Source organism: Streptomyces sp. NPDC058683, from assembly GCF_042716195.1.
Lineage (GTDB): Bacteria > Actinomycetota > Actinomycetes > Streptomycetales > Streptomycetaceae > Streptomyces.
The window spans coordinates 34,287-59,672 of the sequence record NZ_JBHXSK010000065.1 but is presented as its reverse complement, the minus strand read 5'-3'; the positions used below and the strand labels follow the sequence as shown (position 1 = coordinate 59,672).

Here is a 25,386-nt window from a genome sequence, read left to right as displayed (position 1 = left end):
GCCTTGGGCGTGGCCGGGGCGGCCGGAGCAGCCGGGGCGGGCGCCTGAGCGGCGGGCGCGGGCGTGGTGGGCGCCGGCGCGGCCGGAGCCGCGGCCTGCTGAGCCTGCGGTTGCGCGGGCGTCGTGGTGCCCGCGGCCCCCGCGGCCGCGGTACCCGCCGGAGCCGAGGCGGCGGGCGCTCCCGGCTTGTAGTCGGCGAAGAAGTCCCACCAGGCTCGGTCTACCGAATTCGGGTCCTGGAGGTACTGCTGATAGATCTCGTCGACGAGCCACTCGTTCGGTCCGAACGCGGCTGCGGGATTCTTGCCCGCTTGGTCTGCGTCGGTCGAGATGCTCGAGTTACTGGGGGACTGTGGCGACACGGCGGCAACCGCCCTCTTCCGCTTCACAAGGTGATGGACAGCGGGAATAAAGGCTACGCCTCCAAGACCGTGAAGGTCAGGTCGGGCCGGTTCATCGTCGTGTAAGTCACACCGGAAACCGTGTTTCGGGGCTTGAAATGGCGGGAAACAAGCGTGGTTCCGCTGTGAGAGGACTGAATCGGGCATGGCTTCGCCACGCCGGTGATCACCTCACTCCGGCCCCCGTCGCGACGTGCGCGGAGGCCGCACCTGATCACACGTGTCCGGGCTGCCCGTCAGGCGGTGCCGACGGTGGGACCACAGGTGGATCTTGAGGCTCCGGATCGAACTTTACGTCAACTTGGCACGGATCAAAGCCCCGGGAGGGTGACGATAATCCTGCAGCCCCGGTCGGATTCGGCCACGCCGATCCGGCCGCCGTGCAGATCAACCGCCCACCGGGCGATCGCCAGCCCCAGCCCCGTGCCGCCGTCGCTGCCGGGCCCGTGCGGCCGTCGTACGGCACCCCGGTTGAAGCGCTCGAAGACGCGGTGCCACTCCGAGCGCGGAATGCCGGGGCCCTCGTCCAGGACCTCCAGCTCCAGCGACTCCGGCTGCAGGCCGCGCCGCGCCTTCAGGGTCACCCGGCCGTGCGGCGGGCTGTGCTTGACCGCGTTGTCGATGAGGTTCGCCACGACCTGGTGGATGCGCTCCGGGTCGGCGTGCGCGGTCAGCTCCGGCGGCGAGACGTCCAGGTGCAGATGGACGTCCGTACGGGTGTGGCTGCCGGAGTTCGAGGCGAGGCCGCGCGCCCCGGCGACCATGTTGGCCTCCTTGAGCACGCCCGAGAGGTACGGCCACACCTCGAAGCGGCGCTGCCGCAGCGGTACGACGCCGTTGTCGAGGCGGGAGAGGTCAAGCAGGGTCTCCACGAGCCGTCCGAGCCGCTCGGTCTGCTTCAGGGCCGTGCGCATGGTCTCGGTGTCCGGCTCGGCGATGCCGTCGACGACGTTCTCCAGGACGGCCCGCAGGCCCGCGATGGGCGTGCGCAGCTCGTGCGAGACGTTCGCCACCAGCTCCTTGCGCTGGCGGTCCTGGGCCTCCAGCTCGTCGGCCATGACGTTGATCGTCTCGGCCAGGTCGCCCAGCTCGTCCCGGCGGTTCTCGCGCACCCGGCGGGTGTAGTCGCCCTGCGAGATGGACCGGGCCACGGCGTTCATGTCGTCCAGTGGCGCGGTGAGCGAATGGGCCACGAACTGCGTTATCAGCAGTGTGGCGATCATCGAGAAGACCGTGATGAAGCGCAGCTCCGTCTTGGTGTGCACCGCGATCATCGACAGACCCGTGGTGATCAGGACCGAGACGACGACCAGCGCGCCGAGCTTGGTCTTGATCGAGAACGGGCGTACGGCGCCCCAGGGCTCCTCCCCGGGGCCTCTCGGTCCGGCCGGCCCCGCGCTCATGGCGTCGGTGTCTCCAGCGCGTAGCCCACACCGTGCACGGTGCGGATCCGCTCGGCGCCGATCTTCCGGCGCAGCGCCTTGATGTGGCTGTCGACGGTCCGGGTGCCCGAGGCGTCCGCCCAGTCCCACACCTCGGCGAGCAGCTGCTCACGGGAGAGCACCGCGCGCGGGGTGTTGGCCAGGCACACCAGCAGGTCGAACTCGGTCGGCGTGAGGTGCACGTCCTCGCTGCGCACCCGCACCCGGCGCTGTGCGTGGTCGATCTCCAGCTCGCCGAGGCGCAGGATGCCGGACCGGGGCGTGGAGGCCGCGACGGCCGCCCGCTCCACCCGGCGCAGCAGTACGTGCACCCGGGCCGCCAGCTCCCGCATGGAGAACGGCTTGGTCATGTAGTCGTCGGCGCCGACCCCGAGGCCGACCAGCATGTCGGTCTCGTCGTCGCGCGCGGTGAGCATCAGCACCGGCACCGGCCGCTGGGCCTGCACGCGGCGGCAGACCTCCAGACCGTCGAAGCCGGGCAGCATGATGTCGAGGATCAGCAGATCGGGCTGCCAGGCCTCGGCGGTGTCGACGGCCGCCGGTCCGTCGCCGGCCGTTTGCACGAGAAATCCCTCGGCGCGCAGGCGGGCCGCGATGGCGTCGACGATCGTGGCGTCGTCCTCGACAACCAGAACCCGGCGCTGGGCGCCCGGAGTAGCCGTCGCCGTGCCGTTGTGGGAGGTGTGTGTCTGCTCCATCGCCCGCCCCTGTGTGCTTTCCGGAACCAGTGGGGTGATCCCATGACTGCGATTGACGCTTGAATGATCCGCGTCAGGGATGCACATTACGGGGACAGACGGCGCACTCGCTATCCAGGGCGGACGGCAAGGTGAACGACGTCCGGAACGCCCCGGGCAACCGGGATCTCTTCGGTACGCACCTGTTTGAACCCGGCATTCCACAAGGATTCCTCGAATTCGGAAGAGGGCTGCGCGGACCATACGGCGAGTACCCCGCCCGGCCTCAACACCCTTGCGCAGCTTGCGAGTCCGGCCGGTGAGTAGAGGCCCTCGTTGTCCTCGTCGACGGTCCAGCCGGGCCCGTTGTCGATGTCCAGGCACACCGCGTCGAATGTGTCGGAAGTCTCATTGACGTAGGCGACGAGATCGTCTTCGACGATCGCCGTGCGCGGGTCGGCGAACGCGCGCGCGGACAGGAAGGACAACGGGCCGTCCCGGTGCCAGTCGACGACCGCCGGCTCCCGCTCCACGACCGTGATCCGCCCCCAGCGGGGATCCCGCGCGGCGTGCGCGAGCGAGAAGCCGACGCCGAGGCCGCCGATCAGCACCGCCGGCTCCGCCCGTCCGTCCAGGGCGTCCCGGGCGGCGTCCACGAGCAGCCGCTCCGAGCGCCCGTCGGAGGTGTCCATCAGGAAGCAGCCGTTGGCGATGATCTGCAGCAGCCCGCCGTGCCGGCGCAGGACCACCTCGCCGTACGGCCCCTCGCGCCGGTCCAGGACCGTGGGAGGGCTGTTGGCCAGGGAAGTCACGCCGGTCATGTCCGCGATGTTGGCCATGCAGGCCATCCTGCCCCAACAGGGCTTTGCGGCCACGCGAATTACCGGTGTCGGACGGTCGCACGGGTGTCACTCGTTCGAGGGGCCGCCCGGCGCTTCGCGGCCGCCGGTGGCTTCAGGCGGCTCATATGGTTCCTCCCGACCCCTCGTAGTTCTTCGGAAAATCCTGTGAATCGCTCCCCGCGTGGCCTCGGTCATAGACAGCGACTCGAGGGACGGCGAAGGCTGGTGAGGTGAAACGGAAGGAGCGCCTCACCGTGGAACGGACCGTTGGGGCTGCGTCGACGCCCACAGCAGAGCCCCTTCCGGCGACTTCGCCGGGGCCGCTCCCCGGCGTGGAGGTCGCCGTTCTGCTGGACGGTGTGCCCCGGCAGCGCGGCTCGGGCACGGTTCGCGCTCCGAAGGTCCTCCGCCCCGCCCTCCGGGTGCGTCCCTGGCGGCTGCTGCCCACCCCCGGCGGCGCTCCCGTCACCTTCACCTACACGGCGATCCTGGCCCTGACGTCGCTCTTCGCCGGCTACGCCGGCCCCGGCCTCCTGCACACCGTCTACCAGGACTCCAGCACCGACGTCGCCCACCTCCTGCGCACACCGGTCTTCGTCCTGCTGGCCAGCGCGCTGTGGGTCGCCGGCGGTGTCCTCTCCCCGTACGCCCTCGCCTTCGTGCTCGTCCTGACCGCGCTGGAACGGCGGATAGGGGGCGCTCGCGCGATCCTCGTCTTCCTGGCGGGCCATGTGCTGGCCACCCTCGCCACCGAGGTCCCGGTCGGCCTCGCGGTCCTGGTCGGCCACCTCCCCGACAGCTCCCTGCACCGCCTCGACTACGGCATCAGCTTCGGCGTGGCCGCCAGCGTCGGCGCGCTCTCCGGCCTTCTCACCCCCTGGCTGCGCTGGCCCCTGCTCGCCCTGGTCGGCTACAGCCTCCTCACGGACCTCGTCGCCTTCGAGGACCCGATGACCAACTGGGGCCACCTGATCTCGCTGGGCATCGGGACGGCACTCTGGCCGGTGGTACGACGCTGGTACCGGGAGCAGGCCCGGGCGGCGGGCACGACCGGTACGCCCACGACCGCTCTGTGACGCAGGGGCTCAGGCCCGGCGCCGACCAGGACGGCGGGCACGCCCACCCGGGATGGCAAGACCCGGCCGTGCCGAGGTGACCGGCTGGTGCCGTTCCCCGGCCTTGAGGACCGTTCGCGAGGTCACCGGGCCCCCACCAGTCCGGTTCACGGCGAGTCGGGTCACGAAGCCGCGGTGCCGGCCCATGACCCGGAGGACGGGACCGTCGTGCTCGTAGGTGATCCCGGGCGCGGGGACGGGCTGGACGGCGCGCATCCGGGCGTCGTAGGCGGCGAGCAGGGTCGCCGCGAGGTCTGTGTCGGTCACCGGCCGACCGTAGGGGGAATGCGCCCGTGCCGGCCCGCTGTTTCCCCTTCGTAGGCCCCATACCGCCAGGTCACCACCCGATCGCTCAGAGCGAACGCGGCCCGGGGAACATTCCGAGGCTCACGTGCATTGAGTCGGCATAACTCAAGTTCAATGCCGAAGGGGAGATCATGGCTTCGACGTCCGCATCACTCACCCTCCCTGTGCTGCCGCTCGACGGCGAGGTCGTGCTGCCCGGGATGGTGGTCCCGCTGGACCTCAAGGACCCCGATGTACGTGCCGCCGTGGAGGCCGCCCAGGCCGCCGCCCGTACCGAGTCCGGCAAGCCCAGGGTGCTGCTGGTCCCGCGTATCGACGGCACCTACCCGAGTACCGGTGTGCTCGGCACCGTGGAGCAGGTCGGCCGGCTGGCCGACGGTGACCCCGGCGCGCTGATCCGCGGCCGTTACCGCGTCCGCATCGGCGCCGGCACCACCGGCCCGGGTGCCGCCCTGTGGGTGGAGGGCACCCGCATCGAGGAGAACGTCCCGGAACCCGTGCCCGGTCATGTCACCGAACTGGTCAAGGAGTACAAGGCCCTCGCCACCGCCTGGCTGCGCAAGCGCGCCGCCTGGCAGGTCGTGGACCGGGTGCAGGCCATCGACGACGTCTCCGCGCTCGCCGACAACTCCGGTTACTCGCCGTTCCTGACCACCGACCAGAAGATCGAGCTCCTGGAGACCGCCGACCCGGTCGCCCGGCTGAAGCTCGCCACCCAGCAGCTGCGCGACCACCTCGCCGAGCAGGACGTGGCCGAGACCATCGCCAAGGACGTCCAGGAGGGCGTCGACAAGCAGCAGCGCGAGTTCCTGCTCCGCCGCCAGCTCGAAGCCGTCCGCAAGGAACTGCGCGAGCTGAACGGCGAGAAGGACGGTGAGGAGTCCGACGACTACCGCACCCGCGTGGAGGCCGCCGACCTGCCCGAGAAGGTCCGCGAGGCCGCCCTCAAGGAGGTCGACAAGCTGGAGCGGTCCAGCGACCAGTCGCCCGAGGGCTCGTGGATCCGCACCTGGCTGGACACGGTGCTGGAACTGCCGTGGAACGAGCGCACCGAGGACGAGTACGACATCCAGGGCGCCAAGGCGGTCCTGGACGCCGAGCACGCCGGCCTGGAGGACGTGAAGGAGCGGATCACCGAGTACCTGGCGGTGCGCAAGCGCCGCAGCGACCGGGGGCTCGGGGTCATCGGCGGGCGCCGTGGCGGTGCCGTGCTGGCGCTGGTCGGTCCGCCCGGTGTCGGCAAGACCTCGCTCGGTGAGTCCGTCGCCCATGCCATGGGGCGGAAGTTCGTCCGGGTCGCCCTCGGCGGCGTCCGCGACGAGGCCGAGATCCGCGGTCACCGGCGTACGTACGTGGGTGCGCTGCCCGGCCGGATCGTCCGGGCCATCAAGGAGGCCGGTTCGATGAACCCGGTCGTCCTGCTCGACGAGATCGACAAGGTGGGGTCCGACTTCCGGGGCGACCCGGCGGCCGCCCTGCTCGAAGTCCTCGACCCGGCGCAGAACCACACCTTCCGCGACCACTACCTGGAAGTCGAACTCGACCTGTCCGACGTCGTCTTCCTGGCCACCGCCAACGTCATGGAGGCCATCCCGGAGGCCCTGCTCGACCGCATGGAGCTGGTCCGTCTGGACGGCTACACCGAGGACGAGAAGGTCGTCATCGCCCGTGACCACCTGCTCCCGCGCCAGCTGGAGCGGGCGGGCATCGACAAGGACGAGGTCGTCCTGGAGGAGAGCGCGCTGCGCAAGCTCGCCGGCGAGTACACCCGGGAGGCGGGCGTCCGCACCCTGGAGCGGTCGATCGCCCGGCTGCTGCGCAAGGTCGCGGCCCAGCACGAACTGGGACAGCGGGAGCTGCCGTTCACGGTCAGGGACGAGGACCTGCGCGCCCTGATCGGCCGGCCGCACCACGTGCCCGAGTCCGCCCAGGACCCGGCCGAGCGCCGTACGGCGGTCCCGGGTGTGGCGACGGGGCTCGCGGTCACCGGAGCGGGCGGCGACGTCCTCTTCGTGGAGGCGTCGCTGGCCGACCCGGAGACGGGCGCGGCGGGGCTGACCCTCACCGGTCAGCTGGGTGACGTGATGAAGGAGAGCGCGCAGATCGCCCTGTCCTTCCTCCGCTCCCACGGCGCCGAGCTGGAACTCCCGGTCGGCGACCTGAAGGAGCGGGGCGTGCACATCCACTTCCCGGCGGGCGCGGTCCCGAAGGACGGCCCGAGCGCCGGCGTCACCATGACGACGGCCCTCGCGTCCCTCCTGTCGGGCCGGCTGGTCCGCACGGACGTGGCGATGACCGGTGAGGTCTCGCTGACCGGCCGGGTGCTGCCCATCGGCGGTGTGAAGCAGAAGCTGCTCGCCGCTCAGCGCGCCGGGGTGAGCACCGTCATCATCCCCAAGCGCAACGAGGCCGACCTGGACGACGTCCCGGCGGAGGTGCTGGACAAGCTCGACGTCCACGCCGTCACCGACGTCCGCCAGGTCCTGGAGCTGGCGCTCGCGCCCGCCACGAACGGCGCGACGCCGGAGGTTCCGGTAGCGGCGTGACGGACGCTGCCGGATGCAGGAAGAAGGCCCGGGTCCCCGCGAGGAGACCCGGGCCTTCGCCCTGTGCGGTGTCAGCCGTTGGCGGGTGCGACAACCCGGTCAAGGGCTCCGTTGCCGTGTCTTCCCGGGGGACGACCCCCGGACCCCCGGCCGGGCCGGTGTGCGCTATCCGTTGGCGAGTGCGATCACCCGGTCAAGGGCTCCGTTGAACTTGTCGTGGTCTCCGACGGTCGGACCGGACGACGTGTACTGCCACGCCGTGTAGTACGACCAGCCGGCCGGCAGCGTCCCCACGTCCGAGGCGTACCGGGCGATCCACAGCGGGTTGCCGGCGGCGAAGCCGCTGTAGTTGCCGGTGCAGTCGGTCCACCAGCTGGTCGCCGTGTAGATCACGGCGTCCCGGCCGGTCCGCGCCTTGTAGGTGTTCAGGAAGTCGGCGATCCAGCTGACCATCCCGCTCGCCGACTTGCCGTAGCACGCGGCGCCGTACGGGTTCCACTCGATGTCGAGGACGCCGGGCAGCGTCTGGCCGTCCCGCGACCAGCCGCCGCCGTGGTCGACGAAGTAGTTGGCCTGGGTGGCGCCGCTCGTGGTGTCCGGGGTCGCGAAGTGGTACGCGCCGCGGATCATGCCCACGTCGTAGGAGCCGTTGTACTGCTGGGTGAAGTAGGGGTTCGTGTAGTACGTGCCTTCGGTCGCCTTGGTGTACGCCCATTTGACCCCGCTGCTCAGCAGGGTCGACCAGGCGACGTTGCCCTGGTACCCGGCGACGTCGACACCCTCGGTCTGGGTGGCGTCGCCGCTCTTGGGCGTACCGCTCTGGCCGTCGTGGGCCAGGACGCCCATGCCCATGTACGCCGAACCGCGGGCGGGAATGCCCGTGTCGGCGTGGGCCGGGGTCAGGGAGACCGTCGCGAGCAGCAGCGCGAGCAGTCCGGTGACGAGAGTGGGGGCGGGTCTGTGCACGGGCATGACGTGCCTCCGTGGGGTGAGGTGGTGTCCCAGATATGCCAGAGACGGTCGGCGCGAGAGGCGCGACACGACGCGAGGTCACACGGCGCGACGCCCACCGCTGGCGTGGGCATGCCATCAATTGCCTGGTGGAGACGCTACGCACGCAGCGGAAGCCGGGGAAGGGGGTCCGGACGCTGCCGTTGGTCTACGCCTGCGAAATACTTGGCGAGCTGCGGCGATGACGGGGTTTGACGGAAACTTTCAGGACTGCGAAACCGATCAGGGGTACTGACGTGCACGAGGACGAAAAAGGCGACGAACAGCCCGCCGCCACCGGGTTGACGCCAAGTGGTGCAGACCAGGAATTCCTGACCCTGGAACGCGAGTTGACGGTGCTGCTGCGGCGTGCCCGGGCCAACCAGGGGGAGATGGCCCGCGAGGTCCACCCCGACCTGGAGTCCGCCGCGTACGGTCTGCTGGTCCGGCTCGACGAGTGCGGCGGCCAGCGCGCCACCGAACTGGCCGGGTACATCGGCGTCGGCAAGGCCACCATGTCCCGCCAGCTGCGGGCCCTGGAGGAGCTCGGGCTGATCGCCCGCGAGCCCGACCCGGCCGACGGACGGGCCTGGCTGGTCGCCCTCACCGACGAGGGCCGGCGCCGGGTCGGCACGGTCCGCGAGGCCCGCCGCGGCCGTTACTTCAGCCAGCTCGCCCACTGGCCCCGCCGGGAGGTCGCCGAACTGGCCCGGCTCCTGCACCAGCTGAACGGCGTCATGGAGAAGTAGCCGCCCGGGGGGCCTGAGAACTCACCGGGGGTGTCAGAACTCGACGTGCACCACCGTCGCGTCGTCGTGCGTCTTGCTCCGCCGCAGGAACGCCCGCTTCTCCCGGTCGGCCGCCTCCAGCTCCCGTACCCGTTCCACCAGCGCCCGCGCGCCCTCTTTGCGTACGACGTCGAAGAGGGCCGCCCAGTCGCCCTCGTGGAACTTCTCGGTCCAGCGGGTCGCCCCGTCGGTGAGGGCCGTGAGCGCGCCGACCCGGTGCCGGGGCACGCTCCCGGTCACCGCGCGGGCCGCGACCGAGGGGTCGGCGGCGGCCGTGAAGAAACCGCCCTCCCTGTTGCGGACCGTGGCGTCGGCGATCGCGTCCGTGGCCAGGGAGGAACGGGGGACACGGTCGAGCCGGTCGTCCAGGACCGGGGTGACGGTGCCGTCGGGGGAGCGCAGGAGCAGCGCGGAGTCGGACAGGACCAGGTACTCCACGGTGTCCTCGGACCAGCGGGTCAGAACGACCGTCGCCTGCGGTGTGCGCGGGTGAGAAAGGTCACAGGTGTCGCTATGTGCGTCGGCTGTGCGACGGATCGCCCGTTCGAGGATCTCCCGCAGCGTCAGATCTGCTGCCGAAACGGTCAGTTCGGTCAGCGCGCCGCCGAGCCGCGCGGTGAACCAGGGGACGGAATGCAGACACCCGGTTCCGTCCTTCGGCGGGGTGACCCCGTCCAGGACGATCACGCAACCCCCCTGCCCCGAGGCGGGAAGGCCGACACCGGCGAAGTCCTCGTTGGGGCGGTCGGGGGCGCCGGGTTCCGAAACGACTTCAGTACGCATTCGGCCAGTCTGCACGACCCCTTCACGATCTTCGCCAAAGGCTGGCAACGGTCCGGGAATTCACGCGGTCTCGCAGGTCAGCCGCCTGTTTTGGGGTGGAATGGCGCACTCCGGGAAGGCGTGGTGGCGAATCCTGTCAAAGCCTGTCGTCCGCGTCCAACCGGCCAGCCGGAAAAGGCCCCCGCACGGTGCTCCGGAACTTGCCCGCCAACTCCCCTCCGATGTTCACTCCTTCGGGTGGCGGGTCAGGCGATGCGAGACCGCCGCCCACCGGCGCTGGGAGGGTCGGGGACCTACATAACGGGTGCACGTACAGGGCACACGCACGACCTGGCACCGAAATGCCGGGGATTATGACGGGGTGCCACCCGGCCCCTTGGGTACACGAATTCAGGAATGCGAGCACCGGTGCAGAAGACGCGGCCTCGGCGCACAGGCAAGAAGACGGCCTCCGAAACGGGCGCCGTCGCTCCCGTCGGCACCGGCCGCCGCAAGCACGTCCGCACGCGGCTGATCGTGGCCGTGGCGGTGGTCGCCGCGGCGATCGCGGGGGCCGGCGCGCCCGCCCTGCTGACCGCCTCCGGGCAGCTGAGCGACTCCCAGGACCTGGTGACCCTCGCCGGGCGCACCCGGGACGCGCTGGCGCTGGCCAACTCGCTCGCCGACGAGCGCGACGAGGTCACCTCCTACGTCGCGGCGGGCCGCCCCAAGTCCAAGGCGCCCTCGCAGGACCGTGGCGCCCGGGTCGACCGCCAGGTCGAGGACCTGCGCGCGGACACCGACATCCCGGGCTGGCTGCGCACCGACCTCGACGGCATCGCGGCCGTCCGCCGGTCCGCGCTCACCGGCCAGAGCACGGCCCTCCAGGCGCACGAGGCGTACTCCCGGACCATCACCGAACTCCACCGGCTCGCCGAGGAACTGGCCGAGCAGACGCCCGCCAGGGCCGGCTCCGGCGCCTACGCGCTCGCCGAGCTGGACTCCGCCGTCCAGCAGTCCGCGGCGGCCCGGGGCCTCCTGCTCGCCGCCCTGAACATCCCCACCTCCACCCAGACCACGATCGACCCGCTCACCGGTCTGCCCACCACGAGCAAGACCACCTCCGACGCCGACAGGAAGCAGCGCGACGCGCTCACCGCCGCCGCCCAGCAGGCCAGGCTGCGCGCCGACGCGGCCCTCGCCGACTTCCGCGACACCGCGCCCGAGGCGGCGGTCGAGTCGTTCGACTCCACGGTCACCGGCAACGACGTCAACGACGCCGACAAGTTCCTGGCCGCCCTCACCGACCAGCCGACCCTCTCCGACGACGACCTCGCCACCGGCACCAAGAAGCTGGACACGGCGCTGTCCGCCCGGGTCGACCTGATGCGGGGCGCCGAGTCCGCCCTCTACACCCACCGCACCAAGGACCTCGAGGGGCTCCGCGACGACGACGTCACCGCGCTGGAGATCCGGGTCGCGGTGCTCGGCGCCCTGATGCTGGTGGCGGTGGGCATCGCCACGGCCATGGCCCGCACCCTCACCCGCCCCCTCTCGGTGCTTCGCCGGGGCTCGGCGCGGCTCGCCGAGGCCGAGGACCCGCGCACCCAGGAACCGATCACGTTCACGGGCCGCAACGACGAGTTCGCCCAGGTCGTCCGCTCCGTCAACGCCCTGCACGGGCACGCCGTCGAGCTCTACGACCGCATCGCCACCCTGGAGACCGACCGCAAGCACCTGGTCGGCCAGCGCCAGAAGATGGCCGACGCCCGCGAGGAACTGCGCGCCGAGCTGACCGACGCCGTCGGCCAGCTGGAGCGGCTGCGCACCAGCATCGGCGGCACCTTCGTCAACCTCGCGCTGCGCACCCTCGGCCTGGTCGAGCGTCAGCTCGCCGTCATCGAGGGCCTGGAGGAGCGCGAACAGGACCCGGACCGGCTGGCCACCCTCTTCAAGCTCGACCACTTCGCCACGGTCATGCGCCGGCACAGTGAGAACCTCCTGGTCCTGGCCGGCACCGAGCACGTCCAGCAGCACGCGGGCCCGATCCCGCTGGTGGACGTCGTCCGGGCGGCGGTCAGCGAGATCGAGCGCTACGAGCGGGTCCGGATCTCGGCCCTGCCCCCGCACGCCCACGTGGCCGGCTTCGCCGCGGACGACCTCAGCCACCTGCTCGCCGAACTGATGGAGAACGCCACCGCGTCCTCCCCGCCCGACGTGCCCGTGGAGATCTCCGGCTGGCTGCTGGAGAGCGGCGAGGTCATGCTCTCCGTGCAGGACGAGGGCATCGGCATGACCGCCGACCGCCTGGTCCGCCTCAACGGCCGCCTCGCCGACTTCGACCCCGAGTCGCCGTACGACCAGGAGGGCGAGGACGGTCTCGGCCTCGGTCTCTACGTCGTGGCCCGCCTGGCCCACCGGCACGGCGTGCGGGTGCACCTGCGCGAGCAGAAGCAGGGCGGGGTGGCCGCGGTCGTGGTCCTGCCCCAGCCCCTGCTGGCCGCGGCCCCCACGACGGCGGTCCCGTCGGCCACCACGGCTTCCGGCACCGCCCACGGCTTCTCCCTGCCCGGCGCGGACGCCGAGGTCAACTCCAACGTCCTCTACGGCCGCGCGAAGTCCGGCGACCTCCTGGTGACGCTGGCGGAGAAGGCGGTACGGGACGCCGACGAACAGCCCGCCCACGAGCAGGCATCCCCGCCGAAGGCAGCGGCCCCCGAACCGACGGCCCGCCCGAAGGCCCCGGCGGAGACCTTCGCCGAGACGACGATGGAACTCCTGGTCCCGGACCCGGCAGGGCCGGAGCCCGGGGCGGCGGACGAGCCGACGCGAACCACTGCCGCCGAGGAGCAGGCGCACCCTGCCGCCGGGGAGCAGGCGCACCCCGCTGCCGCCGCCGGGGAGGAGCGGACGCACCCCGCTGACGCCGAGGGCCGCACGCGGCCGCGGTCCGCGGTCGCCGACGGCGAGCGGGTCCCACTGGGGCCGCCCGCACCCGACCACGACAGCCGCACGCGCGGTGCGGGCGTGGACGACGGCTTCGGCGAAGCCCGCACGGGCGGTGCCCTCGGGGACGACGGCGCCGACGACGAGGACCCGGTCACCAGCAAGGGCCTCCCCAAGCGCACCCCCAAGATCACCGCCCCCGCCGTGGCCCCCCGCCAGCGCGGCACCGGCGTCGACGCCGACGCCCTGCGCCGCAGGCTCGGCGGCTTCCGCAGCGGCGCCGACGCCGGCCGCCGGGACGTCGCGGCGGAGATCGCCGAGCAGACCGGCCAGAACCAGGTGCCGAGCACCACATCAGCCGTACCCGGATCAGTCGTGTCCGAAGAAGCCACGGGGGGCACTGTCGAGGAGGCAAGCAGTTGACCGCGCCCAGTACCTTCGGACTGAGCAGTGAGGCTCGTAACCTGCACTGGCTGCTGAGCAACCTCGTCGAGGAGGTGCCCGGTATCCAGTCGGTGGCCGTGGTCTCCTCCGACGGGCTGCTCCTGCTCTCCTCTGACCCCGGCCGGAACGAAGCGGCCCGCGAGGCCAGGAACGAGAAACGCACCGGGCCCCGCGGCTCCGCCGCCGACCTCGCCACCATCGTCTCCGGCATCGGCAGCCTGACCGTCGGCACCGCCCGGCTGATGGACTTCGGCGGGGTCAAGCACACGATGATCGCGATGGACGAGGGCAGCCTCTTCGTGATGTCGATCAGCGACGGCTCGCTGCTCGGCGTACACGGCTCCGCGGAGTGCGACATGAGCGTCGTGGCGTACCACATGGCGCTGTTCGTCGGCCGCGCCGGTCACGTCCTGACCCCCGAACTCCGCACCGAGCTGAGGAAATCCCTGGAGGCAGACGCGACGAGGAGCGGCCGATGAGCAGTGCGCCGAAGAACCGCAGGCAGAACCTCCCGGTACGCGGCGGCGACCGCAAACCCGCCCGCGTCCGCCCCTACTCGCTCACCGGCGGCCGTACCCGCTTCGGCCACGTCCTCCTCGTGGAGACGTTCGTGGCGGCGCTGGAGGCTCCCGAGGAGCGCAAGGAACTGACGAATGGTTCCCTCAACACCCGGGTGATGCCGGAGATGCGGGCCATCGTCGAACTGTGCCGCCGTATGCGCACGGTGGCCGAGATCGCCGCGCTGCTGAAGATGCCGCTCGGTGTGGTCCGGGTCCTGCTCAGTGACCTCGCGGACCAGGGAAAGATCCGTGTGTACGGAACCGGTACCGGTCACGGCGCGGGCCGCCCGGACCGCGCTCTGCTCGAAAGGGTGCTGAGTGGACTACGCCGTCTCTGACGCCTCCGGCGTCGCCCCGCTCCTCGACGGGGAGGAGCATGTGCGGTCCTGGCAGACGGACCGCGCCCGGGCCCCCATCGCGACGAAGATAGTCGTGGCGGGCGGTTTCGGCGTCGGCAAGACCACACTGGTCACCGCCGTCTCGGAGATCACGCCCCTGCAGACCGAGGCGCTGATGACCGAGGCGAGCGAGGAGACCGACGACCTCACCGCCACGCCCGGCAAGCTCACCACCACCGTGGCCATGGACTTCGGCCGCCTCACGCTCGACGACGACCTGGTGCTCTACCTGTTCGGCACGCCGGGCCAGCAGCGGTTCTGGTTCATGTGGGACGACCTGGTGCGGGGCGCGATCGGGGCCGTCGTCCTCGCGGACACCCGGCGCCTGAAGGACTGCTTCCCGGCACTCGACTACTTCGAGAGCTGCGGGCTGCCGTACGTCGTCGCGGTCAACCACTTCGACGGCAGCGAGAGCTTCGAACCCGAGGACGTGCGGGAGGCATTGACGATTCCCCCGCGCATACCTGTAATGATCATGGACGCCCGCCGTCGTGTCCCGGTGATCGAGACGCTGTTGTCCCTGGTCGCCCACGCGCTGGACGAAACCCCCGAGTAGCCCCCGAGTAGACCTTCGTTAGGAGTCACCACCCGCATGCGGAAGATACTCGTCGTGGGGGCCGGCCAGTCCGGCCTCCAGCTCGCCCTCGGCCTCCAGTCGCACGGCTACGAGGTCACCCTGATGTCGAACCGGACCGCGGACGAGATCCGCTCCGGCCGGGTCATGTCGACGCAGTGCATGTTCCACACGGCACTGCAGCACGAGCGCGATCTCCAGCTGAACTTCTGGGAGTCCCAGGCCCCGAAGATCGAAGGACTCGGCGTCTCGGTCGCCGCCCCCGGCTCCTGGGGCGAGGGCCCCGCGGCCCGCGCGATCGACTGGGTGGGCAAGCTCGACGGGTACGCGCAGTCGGTCGACCAGCGGGTCAAGATGGCCGGCTGGATGGAGACCTTCGCCCAGCGCGGCGGCCAGCTGGTCATCCACGGCGCGGCCGTCGGCGACCTCGACTACTTCGCCCGCGCCTACGACCTGGTGCTGGTCTCGGCGGGCAAGGGCGAGCTCGTCCAGATGTTCGGCCGGGACGCCTCCCGCTCCCCCTACACGGAGCCGCAGCGCGCCCTCGCCGTCGCCTACGTCCACGGCCTCGGCCCCCGCCCCGAGCACCCCGACTACTACGCGGTCCGCTGCAACCTGGTCCCCGGCGTCGGCGAACTCTTCGTCATGCCGACCCTGACCACCTCCGGACCGGCCGACATCCTCTTCTGGGAGGGCATACCCGGCGGCCCGCTGGACGTCTTCAACGGCGTCAAGGACCCCGCGGAGCACCTCTCCCTGACCCTGGAACTCATGGAGCGGTACACGCCCTGGGAGTACGCGCGGGCCACCAAGGTCGAACTGACCGACGCCGGCGGCACCCTGGCCGGCCGCTACGCACCCACCGTCCGCAACCCCGTCGGCCGCCTCCCCGGCGGCGGCCTGGTGCTGGGCGTCGCGGACGTCGTCGTCGCGAACGACCCGATCACCGGCCAGGGCTCCAACTCGGCGGCCAAGTGCGCCGCCGCCTATCTCGCCTCGATCCTCGAACACGGTGAGAAGGAGTTCGACGAGACCTGGATGCAGCAGACCTTCGACCGCTACTGGGACACCGCCCAGCACGTCACCAAGTGGACGAACGCGATGCTCTCCCCGCCGCCGGAGCACATCCTCAACCTGATCGGCGCGGCCGGCCAGCTCCAGCCGGCCGCCGACCGCTTCGCCAACGGCTTCAACGACCCCTCGGACTTCGAGAACTTCTTCTACGAGCCCGAGAAGACGGAGGCCTACCTGGCCTCGGTCGCCGGAGCCTGAACAGCCTTCTGGCAAGCAGCCCGACCGTCATTCTCCCAAGGGCTCCTGACGCGTCGTCGGGGAGTGCTCCGCGCCCACCGCGAGGCTCCCGGCACGTGTCCCTGGCCGACAACCGCTGAGCCGAAAATCCGATGTACCAGCAAGATCATCACCGGCTAGGCTCAACGTGCCCGTCAGGAGCCCGCCGGGGTCCTTCGGAAGAAGGAACGGCCGGGCTCGGACAACGAAGAGGGGGAAACCGCGTGAAATCGAGCAAGGCGCGAGCTGCTTCCGTCACACTGTGCGCGTTCGCTTTGGGGCTGGTCACGGCCAATTCCGCGTCTGCCGCGGGGTGGACCTACGGCGCCTACGAAGGCGGCGGGTACGGCGTCTGGAACTACGACCCGGGCCCCGACCCGATCGGCCTCGGCGACGCGCCCGGAGACGCCATCGCGGCCTGTGACATTTCCGCGGACGGCTGGGGCATCGAGGTCCGGCTCGACATCGGCCGCGACGGGGACATCGACCGCACGGTCAGCACCCGCGGGCACACCTCCCCGTACTGCTCGGACTACAAGACCGGCGACATCAACCCCGAGGGAACTCCCGTCCGCGTGTGGGTCGTGAAGGTCAACGGCTCGACGGACTACCACCCCGTCTACAAGGACGGGAACGCGTAAGTTTCCACCGCCCTGAGCGGATGACTGTCGAGTGAGCGGTGGTTCGTACCCGGCGTACGGGCCGCCGCTCACGGGTGTCCGCGCCCGGTTCAAGGGCGGTGATGGCCCGCTGTGGCGCCCGGAGCGGGAGCAGTCCGAGGCCGGCCTTGCCGCATCCATGATCCGCCTGCCGACGGGAGGCCTGCCCGGCCTCGGTGGCCGGGGTGCCTGAGCATGGTGGGGCGGAGGGCCGCGCGACCAGCTCAAACGGTGCCGCAGCTGACCGGCGGCCCGTCGCGGCGCTCCCGGCGGAGCGCATACGCTGCACCCATGACCCCGCAGGCCGCCACCCCCGCCTACCGCAGGCTGTCCGTCGAGGAGCGGCGCAGCCAGCTCCTCGAAGCGGCCCTCTCCCTCTTCGCGCACCGCGTCCCCGAGGACGTCTCCCTCGACGACGTGGCGGAGGCGGCCGGGGTCTCCCGCCCCCTGGTGTACCGGTACTTCCCGGGCGGCAAGCAGCAGCTCTACGAGGCCGCGCTCAGGTCGGCCGCCGAGGAGCTGGAGCACTGCTTCGACGAACCCCGCGAGGGCCCCCTGCTGCCCCGGCTCTCCCGCGCCCTCGACCGCTACCTCGCCTTCGTCGACCAGCACGACGCCGGCTTCAGCGCCCTGCTCCAGGGCGGCAGCGTGGTGGAGACCTCACGGACGACGGCGACCGTGGACGGCGTACGACGGGCCGCGGCGCAGCACATTCTCAGCCACCTCGGCGTCACCGACCCCGGACCCCGGCTGCGCATGACCGTCCGTATGTGGATCACCGCCGTCGAGGCGGCCTCCCTGATCTGGCTCGACGAGGACAAGCAGCCGCCCGCCGACGAGCTGCGCGACTGGCTGGTGGACCAGTTCGTCGCCGTACTGAGCGTCACCGCGCGCCGCGACCCGCAGACGGCCGCCCTCGTCGACGCCCTCGCGGCGGATGGCTGAAACTGGTGCCGTGAAGAGTCAGGACACCCCCTTCGAGGGCGGCCCCATGGACGGGCGCGTGCTCCCCGTACTGCTGGGCATGACCGGCCACCCCCCGAAGACGTACCGCATCCCGGTCCCGGACCCGGCCGGTGGCAGGCCCACCGTCCTGGTCTACCGCCGCGTCCCCCGCGGACAGAGCAAGCGCCTGGGGCTGACCCAGGGCTGGAAGTACGAGTACGACCCCACGGGCAAGGTCGGCGGCGGAGGTCCGAAGTGGCCGTGGTCGAAGCCGGACCCGGTCCCGGACCAGGCCCCCGCACCGGACACCGCGCCGTTCCGCAAGCCGGATGACACGGACGGGTGAAAGAGCTGGGCCGATAAGCCCACAATCACTGCGCGAATCAAACGTACAGGTCTGATTATCACGATGCGGTACGGAGAGACCGTCCCGCATCGGAGGTGAAGACGTGTCAGGAAGGTTTCTGCGCCTGGCCTGTACGGCCGCGGTGGCGGCCCAGGCCGTCCTCGCGCCCGGGCCCGCACTCGCCGCACCCGACCCCGAGCGTCCGGTGGCCGAGCTGCTGACGGACCTTCAGGGGCTGTACCGGCAGACCGAGCGGGCCACCGAGGCCTACAACGCGACCGAGGAACGGCTGGGGCGGCAGCGCGCCGAGGTGGACCGGCTGGACGACGAGCTGGCCGAGTCCCGGCTCTCCCTGCACTCCAGCAAGGCCGAGGCGGGCCGGCTGGCCCGCCAGCAGTACCAGAGCGTCACCGCGCTCTCCCCGTACCTACGGCTGCTCCTCGCCCGCGACCCCCAGCACGCGCTCGACGAGGGCCATGTCATCGGGCAGCTGGCGCGCGAACGGGCCCACACGGTGGGGCGTCTCGTGGACGACGAGGAGCGGCAGACCGACCTGGCCCGCAAGGCCCGCAAGGCACTGGACACCCGACTCGCCCTCGCCGAGAGCCAGAAGAAGCAGCGCGACGAGGTCCAGGGCCGGCTGTCCGAGGTGGAGCGCATGCTGGCCTCCCTCACCCCCGCCCAGCTGACCGCCCTGGCCGACCTGGAGCGGAACAACACGGCGGACGCGCAGCGGAAACTCACCGCGTCCGGCGCCCTGAGCGCCACCACCCCGCCCCCGTCCCAGGAGGGCGACCGTGCGGTGCGCTACGCGGTGCGGCAGCTGGGCAAGCCGTACCAGTGGGGTGCGCAGGGCCCGACGTCGTACGACTGCTCGGGCCTGACCTCGCAGGCCTGGGACCACGCCGGCACCCCCATCCCACGCACCAGCCAGCAGCAGTGGGCCGACCTGCCCCACGTCCCGCTGAACCAGCTGCGCCCGGGCGACCTGGTCGTCTACTTCCCCGAAGCCACCCACGTGGCCCTCTACCTGGGCGACGGCAGGGTGGTCCAGGCCCCCCGCCCCGGCGCGAAGATCAAGGTCTCCCCGATCGCGGCCAACCCCATCCTGGGCGCGGTACGCCCGGACCCGAGGTCCCGGCCCCTGGGCCACTACACACCCCCGACGATCCCGAAGGCGGCGACAGAGGGCCCGGACGAGGGCTTCGGCGCCCCACTGCCGACGGTTCCGACTCGGACCTGACACCTGGCACCCCGGCACTCAGGCCAGCAGCCCCGAGCTCTTCCACAGCCGTCGGCCGGCTCCCCGCAGGACGCCGATGTCGTCCAGGAAGTCCGTCAGCTTCTTCGCGCCGCTCTGCATGACCTCCCGCCGGTGCCCGCTCGCCCGTACCTGGGCCACCGCCTCCCGCCGGTCCAGGCCCACGTTCGTGTAGACCTCGGGGTTGACGAAGGCCACCGAGAACACCCGCGCGAACTCCCCGGAGGTGACCCGGGTGAACTCCTGGGACCAGCGGGGTGCCGTCACCATCTGCCGGCGCAGCTCCTCGCGGGCGTACCGGACGTGCCGGGCCTCCTCGACCACGTGGATACGCGTGACCCCCCGGACCAGTGTCTGCACCCGCTCGTCGGGGAAGGTCAGCCGCTGCATCCAGTCCAGGACCTCCTCGCCGAGCAGCGTGGCCGTGAAGGAACCGGGCGTGGTCGAGATCGTCTTGAACAGGCGGCCCAGGTTCAGGTGGGCCCGGCTCACCGGGTACCAGGGCGCGTCACCGCGGGCTATCAGGCGCGCGAACATCTTCGAGTGCCGGCACTCGTCCTCGATCTCGGTCAGCGCGTAGCGCACATGCGCGCTCGTCGCCGCCTTGTCGTAGATGTGCCGCACCAGCAGCTGCATCAGGATCAGCTCGAACCAGATGCCGAGCGAGGCGAGGGCCGCGGCCTCGTGCTGCGAGAGCAGGATCCGCTGTTCCTCGGACATGCGTTTCCACATCGGGGTGTCGTAGAGCGACACCAGCTCCGGCGGCCAGAACCACTTGCCGTCCTCGAAGGGCGCGTCCCAGTCCAGCTCCTCGTCCGGGTCGAAGGAGTGCTTCGCGGAGGAGACCAGCAGCCGTTCGGCCACCTGCTCGCGGTCCTTGAGCAGGCCGAGCGCGTCGCGCAGGCCGTCGACCGCGTCCGCTTCCGTCAGGGTCGTCATGGCTCCCTCACCTAGTTACCCGGGGGTATGTAGCCGTCCGCTCTTATGAGACCGCTTGTCAGCAAGGTGGTCAATCCCCCGCGCGCGACTTGTTGACTCCCCGTCTACCCGGCCCCGTCCGCCCGGCCCGCTTCAGAGCCCCAGTACCGCCCGCATCACCGCCCTGGCGATCGGCGCCGCGTCCCCGCCCCCGCTGATGTCGCCCCGGTCGGCCGCCGCGTCCTCCACCACCACGGCCACCGCCACCTTCGGCTCCAGGTCGGTGTCCGCCTTCGCCCAGGACACGAACCAGGCGTACGGCACCCCGGAGTTGCCCATGCCGTGCTGCGCGGTGCCGGTCTTGCCGCCGACCGTGGCGCCGCGGATCGCCGCGTTGGACCCGGTGCCCTCCTGGACCACGTCCGCCATCAGCTCCTTCATCCGGACGGCCGTCGAGGGGCTCATCACCTGCCGGACCGGCCCGGCGCCGCCCGTGCCGACCGTCTCGCCGGTCCGCCGCACGGTCCGCTCCACCAGATACGGCGGCCGTGCCATCCCGCCGTTGGCCACCGCCGCCGCCACCATCGCCATCTGCAGCGGGGTGGCGCGGGTGTTGTACTGCCCGATCGACGACAGCGCCAGCTGCGCCTTGTCCACGCTCGTGTCGAAGGTGCTCGGCGCGGCCGCGAAGGGGATGCGCAGGTTCCTGTCGTTGAAGCCGAACGCCTGGGCCGTCGTCGTCATGTCCGCGACCCCCACGTCCACGCCCAGCTTCGCGAAGACCGTGTTGCAGGACCACTCGAAGGCCGCCCGCAGCGAGGCGTCCGCGCAGCCGTCCCCCTCGTTGGTCAGCCGGGTCGTGGTGCCCGGCAGCCGGAAGGGGTCGGGGGAGTCGGTCGGCGCGTCCAGGTCGGTGACCACGCCCGCGTCAAGGGCGGCGGCCGCCGTCACGACCTTGAAGGTCGACCCCGGCGGATACGTCTGCCGCACCGCACGGTTGAGCATCGGCTTCTCCGGGTCGTCGTTGAGGCGCGCCCAGGCCGTGGCCACCGCCTCGCCGTTGCCGGACAGTTCGGAGGGGTCGTACGACGGGGTGGAGACCAGGGCGAGGATCCGGCCGGTCGACGGTTCGATCGCGGCCACCGCGCCCTTGCGGGCGCCCAGACCCCGGTAGGCGGCCTCCTGCGCGAACCGGTTCAGGGTCGTGACGACGTTCCCGCCCGGGTTCTGCGAGCGGCTGGTGTCGTTCCACAGCGGGAACGGCGACAGCAGCGGGTCGGTGCCGGAGAGCAGCCCGTCCTCGGCGTGCTCCAGGAACGTGGTGCCGTACAGCTGCGAGGCGAAGCCGGTCACCGGGGCGTACAACGGCCCCTGCGGGTAGGTGCGTTCGTAGCGGAGCTGCTCCCTGCTGTCCCGGGAGCCGGTGACCGGCTGGCCGCCGACCAGGATGTCGCCGCGCGGCAGGCCGTAACGGGCGATGGAGGTGCGGCGGTTGGCGGGATTGTCGTCGTAGGCGTGGGCCCGGACCACCTGGACGCGGGCCGCGTTGACGAGCAGGGCGAAGAGCAGCAGGGCGCAGAAGGCGCGGGCCCGCCGGATGTACCTGGCCATGCCGGTGTCCTGGCGGTCGTGACGGCTCATGGGGCCACCCGTCCGTCGTAGTGGCGGCGGGCCGAGTCGCTCACCCGGATCAGCAGCGCGACGATCGCCCAGTTGGTGACCACCGAGGAGCCGCCCTGGGCGAGGAACGGCATCGCCATGCCGGTCAGCGGGATCAGCCCGGTCACCCCGCCCGCGATGACGAACACCTGGAGCGCGACGATCGAGGCGAGCCCGACCGCGAGCAGCCGGCCGAAGGGCTCGCGCAGGGCGAGGCCGGCCCGGTAGCCGCGCTCGACGAGCAGGCCGTAGAGGAGGAAGATCGCGGACAGCCCGGTGAGGCCGAGTTCCTCGCCCGCTGTGGCCAGGATGAAGTCCGACTTGGTGGCGAAGCCGATCAGCATCGAGTGGCCGAGGCCGAGTCCGGTGCCCACCACCCCGCCGGCGGCGAACGCGAAGAGGGACTGGGCGAGTTGGTTCGGCCCCTGCCCGGCGTCGATCGAGGCGAAGGGGTGCAGCCAGTCCTCGATCCGGCCGTGGACATGCGGTTCCAGATGGCCGACGGCGACCGCGCCGAGCACCGCGAGCAGCAGGCCCACGGCGATCCAGCCGGTGCGCCCGGTGGCGACGTAGAGCATGACGACGAACAGGCCGAAGAAGAGCAGGGACGTGCCCAGGTCGCGTTCGAGGATCAGGACGCCGACGCTCACCAGCCAGATGGTGACGATCGGGCCGAGCACCCGCCCCGTCGGGAACTGCATGAACCACAGCCGGCGGCCGGCGTAGGCGAGCGCGTTGCGGTTGGCGGCCAGATAGGCGGCGAAGAACACCGCGAGCAGCACCTTCGCGAACTCGCTGGGCTGGATGGAGAATCCGGCGATCCGGATCCAGATCCGGGCCCCGTTGACGGCCGGGAAGAAGATCGGGAGCAGCAGCAGGACGAGCGCGGCGGCGACACAGACATAGGAGTAGCGCTGAAGGAGGCGGTGGTCGCGCAGCATCAGCACGACCATGATGAACAGGCCGACGCCCAGGGTGGACCAGACGAGTTGGGCGGGGGCCGCCCGGTCGCCGGGGGTCCCCAGGTCCAGCCGGTAGATCAGGACCAGGCCGAGTCCGTTGAGCAGCACGCCGATCGGCAGCGGCAGCGGGTCGGCGTACGGCGCGCGAAAGCGTACGGCGAGATGGGCGACGAGGGCGAGGACGCCGAGGCCGGCGCCGTAACCGGCGGCGCCGGGCGGGACGGTGCCGGTCCGGGCCAGGCCGACCGCGCAGTAGCCGTACACGGAGAGCAGCACGGCCAGCACGAGCAGGGCGAGTTCGATGCCACGGCGCCGGGGGAGCCGTACGGGGGCGGCCGGGGCCGCGGACGCCGTGAGGGTGGTTCCGGCCTTGGTCATGTCCGGAACTTACCCACATAGTGGGAGGTGTGTGATGTGTTGGCTTGCGCCAGCGTGGCGTGCGGCCGGGGTGGCTGAGGAGATGTGGCAGGTGCGGGTGCATCGTGCGACAAGCCCCACCGGCCCGCAGCCGCGCGAACCGCCCGCAGCCCTCTACGGCAGCGTCAGAATCGCCACGGCCCCGCCGTCGATCGCGTTGCCGAACGACAGCCGCGCGCCCAGCACCTCCGCCTGTCCCGCCGCGATCGTCAGCCCCAGCCCGTGCCCCTTGGCCCCGCCCTCCGTCCGGAACCGCTGGGGGCCGTGGGCCACCAGGTACCCGGGGAACCCGCCCCCGTGATCCCGTACGGTGACCTCCTTCCCCTCCACCGTCAGCACCACCGGCGCCCGCCCGTGCCGGTGCGCGTTGGCGACCAGGTTCCCCAGCACCCGTTCCAGCCGCCGCCGGTCCGTCTCCACCCACACGTCCCGTACGACCTTCACCTCGGTCTCCGTCCCGGACGCCCGCACCACCCGCTCGGCCAGCGCGCCCAGCGCCTCCGCGTCGGTCTCCAGCCGCTCCCGGCCGGTGTCGAGGCGGGAGATCTCCAGCAGGTCCTCGGTGAGCGTGCGCAGCGCGGCGACCCGGTCCCGCACCAGTTCCGTCGGCCGCCCCGGAGGGAGCAGTTCCGCCGCCGCGTGCAGCCCGGTCAGCGGCGTCCGCAGCTCGTGCGCCACGTCGGCGGTGAACCGCTGCTCGCTCAGCAGCTTGCTCTGCAGCGACGCGGCCATGCCGTCCAGCGCCGCCGCGACCGCGGCCACCTCGTCCTGCGGCCGGGTCGGATCCTTCGTCCGGGGATCGTGCACCCGCGCGTCCAGGTCCCCGGCGCTGATCCGCCGGGCCACCTGCGCGGTGCCGTGCAGCCGTCGGGTGACCCGGGTCACCGCGAACGCCCCGACCAGCAGCGTCGTCCCGATGGCGAGGGCCGACGACCAGACGATGGAGCGGTCGAGGCCGTCGATCGTACGGGCCTGCTGGGAGTAGTCGACGGCCACCGCGAGCGCCCGGTTCCGGTCGGCCGGGCCCGCCGCCCACATCGTGGGACGGCCGTCGTCCCGGGCGACCATCGTGCCGCGCTCCCCGGTCACCGCCAGCGCCCGCAGCCGCGGCGGCAGCCCCACCGGGTCGATCGCGGAGCCCGGCAGCAGCGCGTCGCCCGCCTCGTACGCGGTCGTCGCGTCCGCGAGCCGGGAGAGTGCCTGGTCACGGGCTTGTGCGACGGTCTGGTCGGTGACCGACACATGCACGAGCACACCGAGCAGCGCGGCCAGCGCACAGCACATCACCGTGATGAACGCCGCCGACTTCGCCGCGAGCGTTCCGGCCCAGTGGGGGAGCCTCATCGCGCACTCGCGGAGGCAGGGGCAGGGGCGGAGGCAGGGGCGGAGGCAGAGGCGGAGGCGGAGGCAGAGGCAGGGGCGGAGGGTGCCGGTGTGCGGCTGTGCCGTGCCTTGCCGGTGCGCAGGAACTCGTCCCGGGAGAACACCATCGCCTTCTGCTCCGGATCCCACGCCCAGGTCGTCCGGTACTCGTACCCGGTGATCCCGGCCGGCGACCGCACGATGACCGTCCGCCCGGCCAGCTCGACGCCGATGATCGCGTCGTTGTCCTCCAGCACCTCCACCAGCCGGTGCTTCTCGACGGTGTACACGCGCAGCGCGGTCTGGTTGGTCGGATACAGCCGGAAGCCGAGCGTCAGCTCGTCCCGACCGTCCCCGGTCAGGTCCCGGTAGTAGGGCTTGAGCAGCGGACACCGCGCCCCGCCGCCCCCGGCCGCGCACTCCTTCATCCGGTCCGAGGTCTCGTGGTAGGCGCCCTTCGACCCGTAGTCCGCCGAGCCCGCGGCGATCTCCGCCCGTACGACGGCCACCGGGTCGACCCTGCGGATGTCGTCGCCGGGAACCGTGACGCCCTTGACGGTCTGCGCGCTGCCCTCGTCGTAGGGCCAGGCCGGGCTGGACGCCGGCCGCAGGTCGGGCCAGAGCTTCACGGGGCTGACCGCGGTCGGGGTGGCCCCGGCTCCCTGGAGCCCGCCGGAGTCGCCACAGCCGGCCACCGCCGCCAGCAGGGCGACGACGGCAGCGGCGAGGGCGGTACGGACGGGGCGACGGGTCGGCACGCTGCTCCTGGGCGGTTC

Annotated in this window: 25 protein-coding genes; 13 read left to right on the top strand and 12 right to left on the bottom strand. The window is 71.7% G+C overall.

The window, feature by feature from the left end; genetic code table 11:
• From ACFWXC_RS46010 to ACFWXC_RS45995, 4 genes are all read right to left on the bottom strand, one after another.
• A partial coding sequence (locus ACFWXC_RS46010; protein ID WP_384489007.1) for a hypothetical protein occupies positions 1–362 on the bottom strand: 362 nt, incomplete at its 3' end.
• Positions 363–712: 350 nt separating this feature from the next.
• Positions 713–1,804, bottom strand: coding sequence for a HAMP domain-containing sensor histidine kinase (locus tag ACFWXC_RS46005; protein ID WP_351747302.1), 1,092 nt, complete (start codon positions 1,802–1,804; stop codon positions 713–715).
• The gene (locus ACFWXC_RS46000; RefSeq protein ID WP_362722323.1) at positions 1,801–2,541 is read right to left on the bottom strand and encodes a response regulator transcription factor; all 741 of its coding nucleotides are present in this window, start codon (positions 2,539–2,541) and stop codon (positions 1,801–1,803) included. Before ACFWXC_RS46000 ends, ACFWXC_RS46005 begins: the two co-directional genes overlap by 4 nt.
• Before the next feature lie 110 nt (positions 2,542–2,651).
• Positions 2,652–3,359: a spermidine synthase gene (locus ACFWXC_RS45995; protein WP_384489004.1), complete on the bottom strand. Its 708-nt coding sequence runs from the start codon at positions 3,357–3,359 to the stop codon at positions 2,652–2,654.
• A 257-nt stretch (positions 3,360–3,616) separates the two neighbouring features.
• Here ACFWXC_RS45995 and ACFWXC_RS45990 point away from each other — a divergent pair, with 257 nt between their 5' ends.
• Positions 3,617–4,438, top strand: a complete 822-nt coding sequence (locus ACFWXC_RS45990) for a rhomboid-like protein (protein WP_384489002.1) — start codon at positions 3,617–3,619, stop codon at positions 4,436–4,438.
• Positions 4,439–4,447: 9 nt separating this feature from the next.
• On the opposite strand, the gene ACFWXC_RS45985 is transcribed toward ACFWXC_RS45990, so the two are convergent.
• Positions 4,448–4,744, bottom strand: a complete 297-nt coding sequence (locus ACFWXC_RS45985) for a hypothetical protein (RefSeq protein ID WP_384489000.1) — start codon at positions 4,742–4,744, stop codon at positions 4,448–4,450.
• A 170-nt stretch (positions 4,745–4,914) separates the two neighbouring features.
• On the opposite strand from ACFWXC_RS45985, the gene lon reads away from it, so the two are divergent.
• Positions 4,915–7,329: an endopeptidase La gene (gene lon / locus ACFWXC_RS45980; protein WP_384488998.1), complete on the top strand. Its 2,415-nt coding sequence runs from the start codon at positions 4,915–4,917 to the stop codon at positions 7,327–7,329.
• Positions 7,330–7,494: 165 nt separating this feature from the next.
• On the opposite strand, the gene ACFWXC_RS45975 is transcribed toward lon, so the two are convergent.
• Complete coding sequence (locus tag ACFWXC_RS45975) at positions 7,495–8,301, bottom strand: lysozyme (protein ID WP_384488996.1); 807 nt, start codon at positions 8,299–8,301, stop codon at positions 7,495–7,497.
• A 275-nt stretch (positions 8,302–8,576) separates the two neighbouring features.
• On the opposite strand from ACFWXC_RS45975, the gene ACFWXC_RS45970 reads away from it, so the two are divergent.
• Positions 8,577–9,068: a MarR family winged helix-turn-helix transcriptional regulator gene (locus tag ACFWXC_RS45970; RefSeq protein WP_384488994.1), complete on the top strand. Its 492-nt coding sequence runs from the start codon at positions 8,577–8,579 to the stop codon at positions 9,066–9,068.
• A gap of 33 nt (positions 9,069–9,101) precedes the next feature.
• Here the strand turns inward: ACFWXC_RS45970 and ACFWXC_RS45965 are convergent, their stop codons facing one another.
• Positions 9,102–9,890, bottom strand: a complete 789-nt coding sequence (locus tag ACFWXC_RS45965; RefSeq protein WP_384488992.1) for a protein phosphatase 2C domain-containing protein — start codon at positions 9,888–9,890, stop codon at positions 9,102–9,104.
• 408 nt (positions 9,891–10,298) lie between these two features.
• Between ACFWXC_RS45965 and ACFWXC_RS45960 the strand changes: the two genes are divergently transcribed.
• The 10 genes from ACFWXC_RS45960 to ACFWXC_RS45915 all read left to right on the top strand — a co-directional run bounded on the left by ACFWXC_RS45960 (position 10,299) and on the right by ACFWXC_RS45915 (position 19,274).
• A complete protein-coding gene (locus ACFWXC_RS45960) occupies positions 10,299–13,238 on the top strand; it encodes a nitrate- and nitrite sensing domain-containing protein (RefSeq protein WP_384488990.1) in 2,940 nt (979 codons plus the stop codon).
• Positions 13,235–13,738, top strand: coding sequence for a roadblock/LC7 domain-containing protein (locus ACFWXC_RS45955; RefSeq protein ID WP_384488988.1), 504 nt, complete (start codon positions 13,235–13,237; stop codon positions 13,736–13,738). The genes ACFWXC_RS45960 and ACFWXC_RS45955 overlap by 4 nt, the downstream gene beginning before the upstream one ends.
• On the top strand, positions 13,735–14,157 hold the full coding sequence (locus ACFWXC_RS45950; RefSeq protein WP_384488986.1) for a DUF742 domain-containing protein: 423 nt from the start codon (positions 13,735–13,737) through the stop codon (positions 14,155–14,157). The genes ACFWXC_RS45955 and ACFWXC_RS45950 overlap by 4 nt, the downstream gene beginning before the upstream one ends.
• Positions 14,138–14,773, top strand: a complete 636-nt coding sequence (locus ACFWXC_RS45945) for an ATP/GTP-binding protein (RefSeq protein WP_384488984.1) — start codon at positions 14,138–14,140, stop codon at positions 14,771–14,773. The genes ACFWXC_RS45950 and ACFWXC_RS45945 overlap by 20 nt, the downstream gene beginning before the upstream one ends.
• Positions 14,774–14,809: 36 nt before the next feature.
• Positions 14,810–16,063 carry a styrene monooxygenase/indole monooxygenase family protein gene (locus ACFWXC_RS45940; RefSeq protein ID WP_384488982.1) on the top strand — a complete coding sequence of 418 codons (1,254 nt, stop codon included), beginning with the start codon at positions 14,810–14,812 and terminating at the stop codon, positions 16,061–16,063.
• A 242-nt stretch (positions 16,064–16,305) separates the two neighbouring features.
• A complete protein-coding gene (locus ACFWXC_RS45935) occupies positions 16,306–16,722 on the top strand; it encodes a hypothetical protein (protein ID WP_384488980.1) in 417 nt (138 codons plus the stop codon).
• A gap of 31 nt (positions 16,723–16,753) precedes the next feature.
• Entirely contained in the window at positions 16,754–16,933 is a 180-nt protein-coding gene (locus ACFWXC_RS45930; RefSeq protein ID WP_384488978.1) for a hypothetical protein, read from the top strand.
• Positions 16,934–17,031: 98 nt separating this feature from the next.
• A complete protein-coding gene (locus ACFWXC_RS45925) occupies positions 17,032–17,685 on the top strand; it encodes a TetR/AcrR family transcriptional regulator (protein WP_384488976.1) in 654 nt (217 codons plus the stop codon).
• 10 nt (positions 17,686–17,695) lie between these two features.
• Positions 17,696–18,031, top strand: a complete 336-nt coding sequence (locus ACFWXC_RS45920) for a hypothetical protein (protein WP_384488974.1) — start codon at positions 17,696–17,698, stop codon at positions 18,029–18,031.
• A gap of 103 nt (positions 18,032–18,134) precedes the next feature.
• The gene (locus ACFWXC_RS45915) at positions 18,135–19,274 is read left to right on the top strand and encodes an NlpC/P60 family protein (protein ID WP_384488972.1); all 1,140 of its coding nucleotides are present in this window, start codon (positions 18,135–18,137) and stop codon (positions 19,272–19,274) included.
• Positions 19,275–19,292: 18 nt separating this feature from the next.
• Here ACFWXC_RS45915 and ACFWXC_RS45910 read toward each other — a convergent pair whose 3' ends face one another.
• The 5 genes from ACFWXC_RS45910 to ACFWXC_RS45890 form a co-directional block, all read right to left on the bottom strand.
• Positions 19,293–20,231 carry a diiron oxygenase gene (locus tag ACFWXC_RS45910; RefSeq protein WP_384488970.1) on the bottom strand — a complete coding sequence of 313 codons (939 nt, stop codon included), beginning with the start codon at positions 20,229–20,231 and terminating at the stop codon, positions 19,293–19,295.
• A 132-nt stretch (positions 20,232–20,363) separates the two neighbouring features.
• The gene (locus ACFWXC_RS45905; RefSeq protein ID WP_384489013.1) at positions 20,364–21,821 is read right to left on the bottom strand and encodes a penicillin-binding transpeptidase domain-containing protein; all 1,458 of its coding nucleotides are present in this window, start codon (positions 21,819–21,821) and stop codon (positions 20,364–20,366) included.
• Between the two features lie 26 nt (positions 21,822–21,847).
• On the bottom strand, positions 21,848–23,209 hold the full coding sequence (locus ACFWXC_RS45900) for an FtsW/RodA/SpoVE family cell cycle protein (protein ID WP_384488968.1): 1,362 nt from the start codon (positions 23,207–23,209) through the stop codon (positions 21,848–21,850).
• A gap of 153 nt (positions 23,210–23,362) precedes the next feature.
• Positions 23,363–24,592, bottom strand: coding sequence for an ATP-binding protein (locus ACFWXC_RS45895; RefSeq protein WP_384488966.1), 1,230 nt, complete (start codon positions 24,590–24,592; stop codon positions 23,363–23,365).
• Entirely contained in the window at positions 24,589–25,368 is a 780-nt protein-coding gene (locus ACFWXC_RS45890; RefSeq protein ID WP_384488964.1) for a hypothetical protein, read from the bottom strand. The genes ACFWXC_RS45895 and ACFWXC_RS45890 overlap by 4 nt, the downstream gene beginning before the upstream one ends.
• Positions 25,369–25,386: the final 18 nt, after the last annotated feature.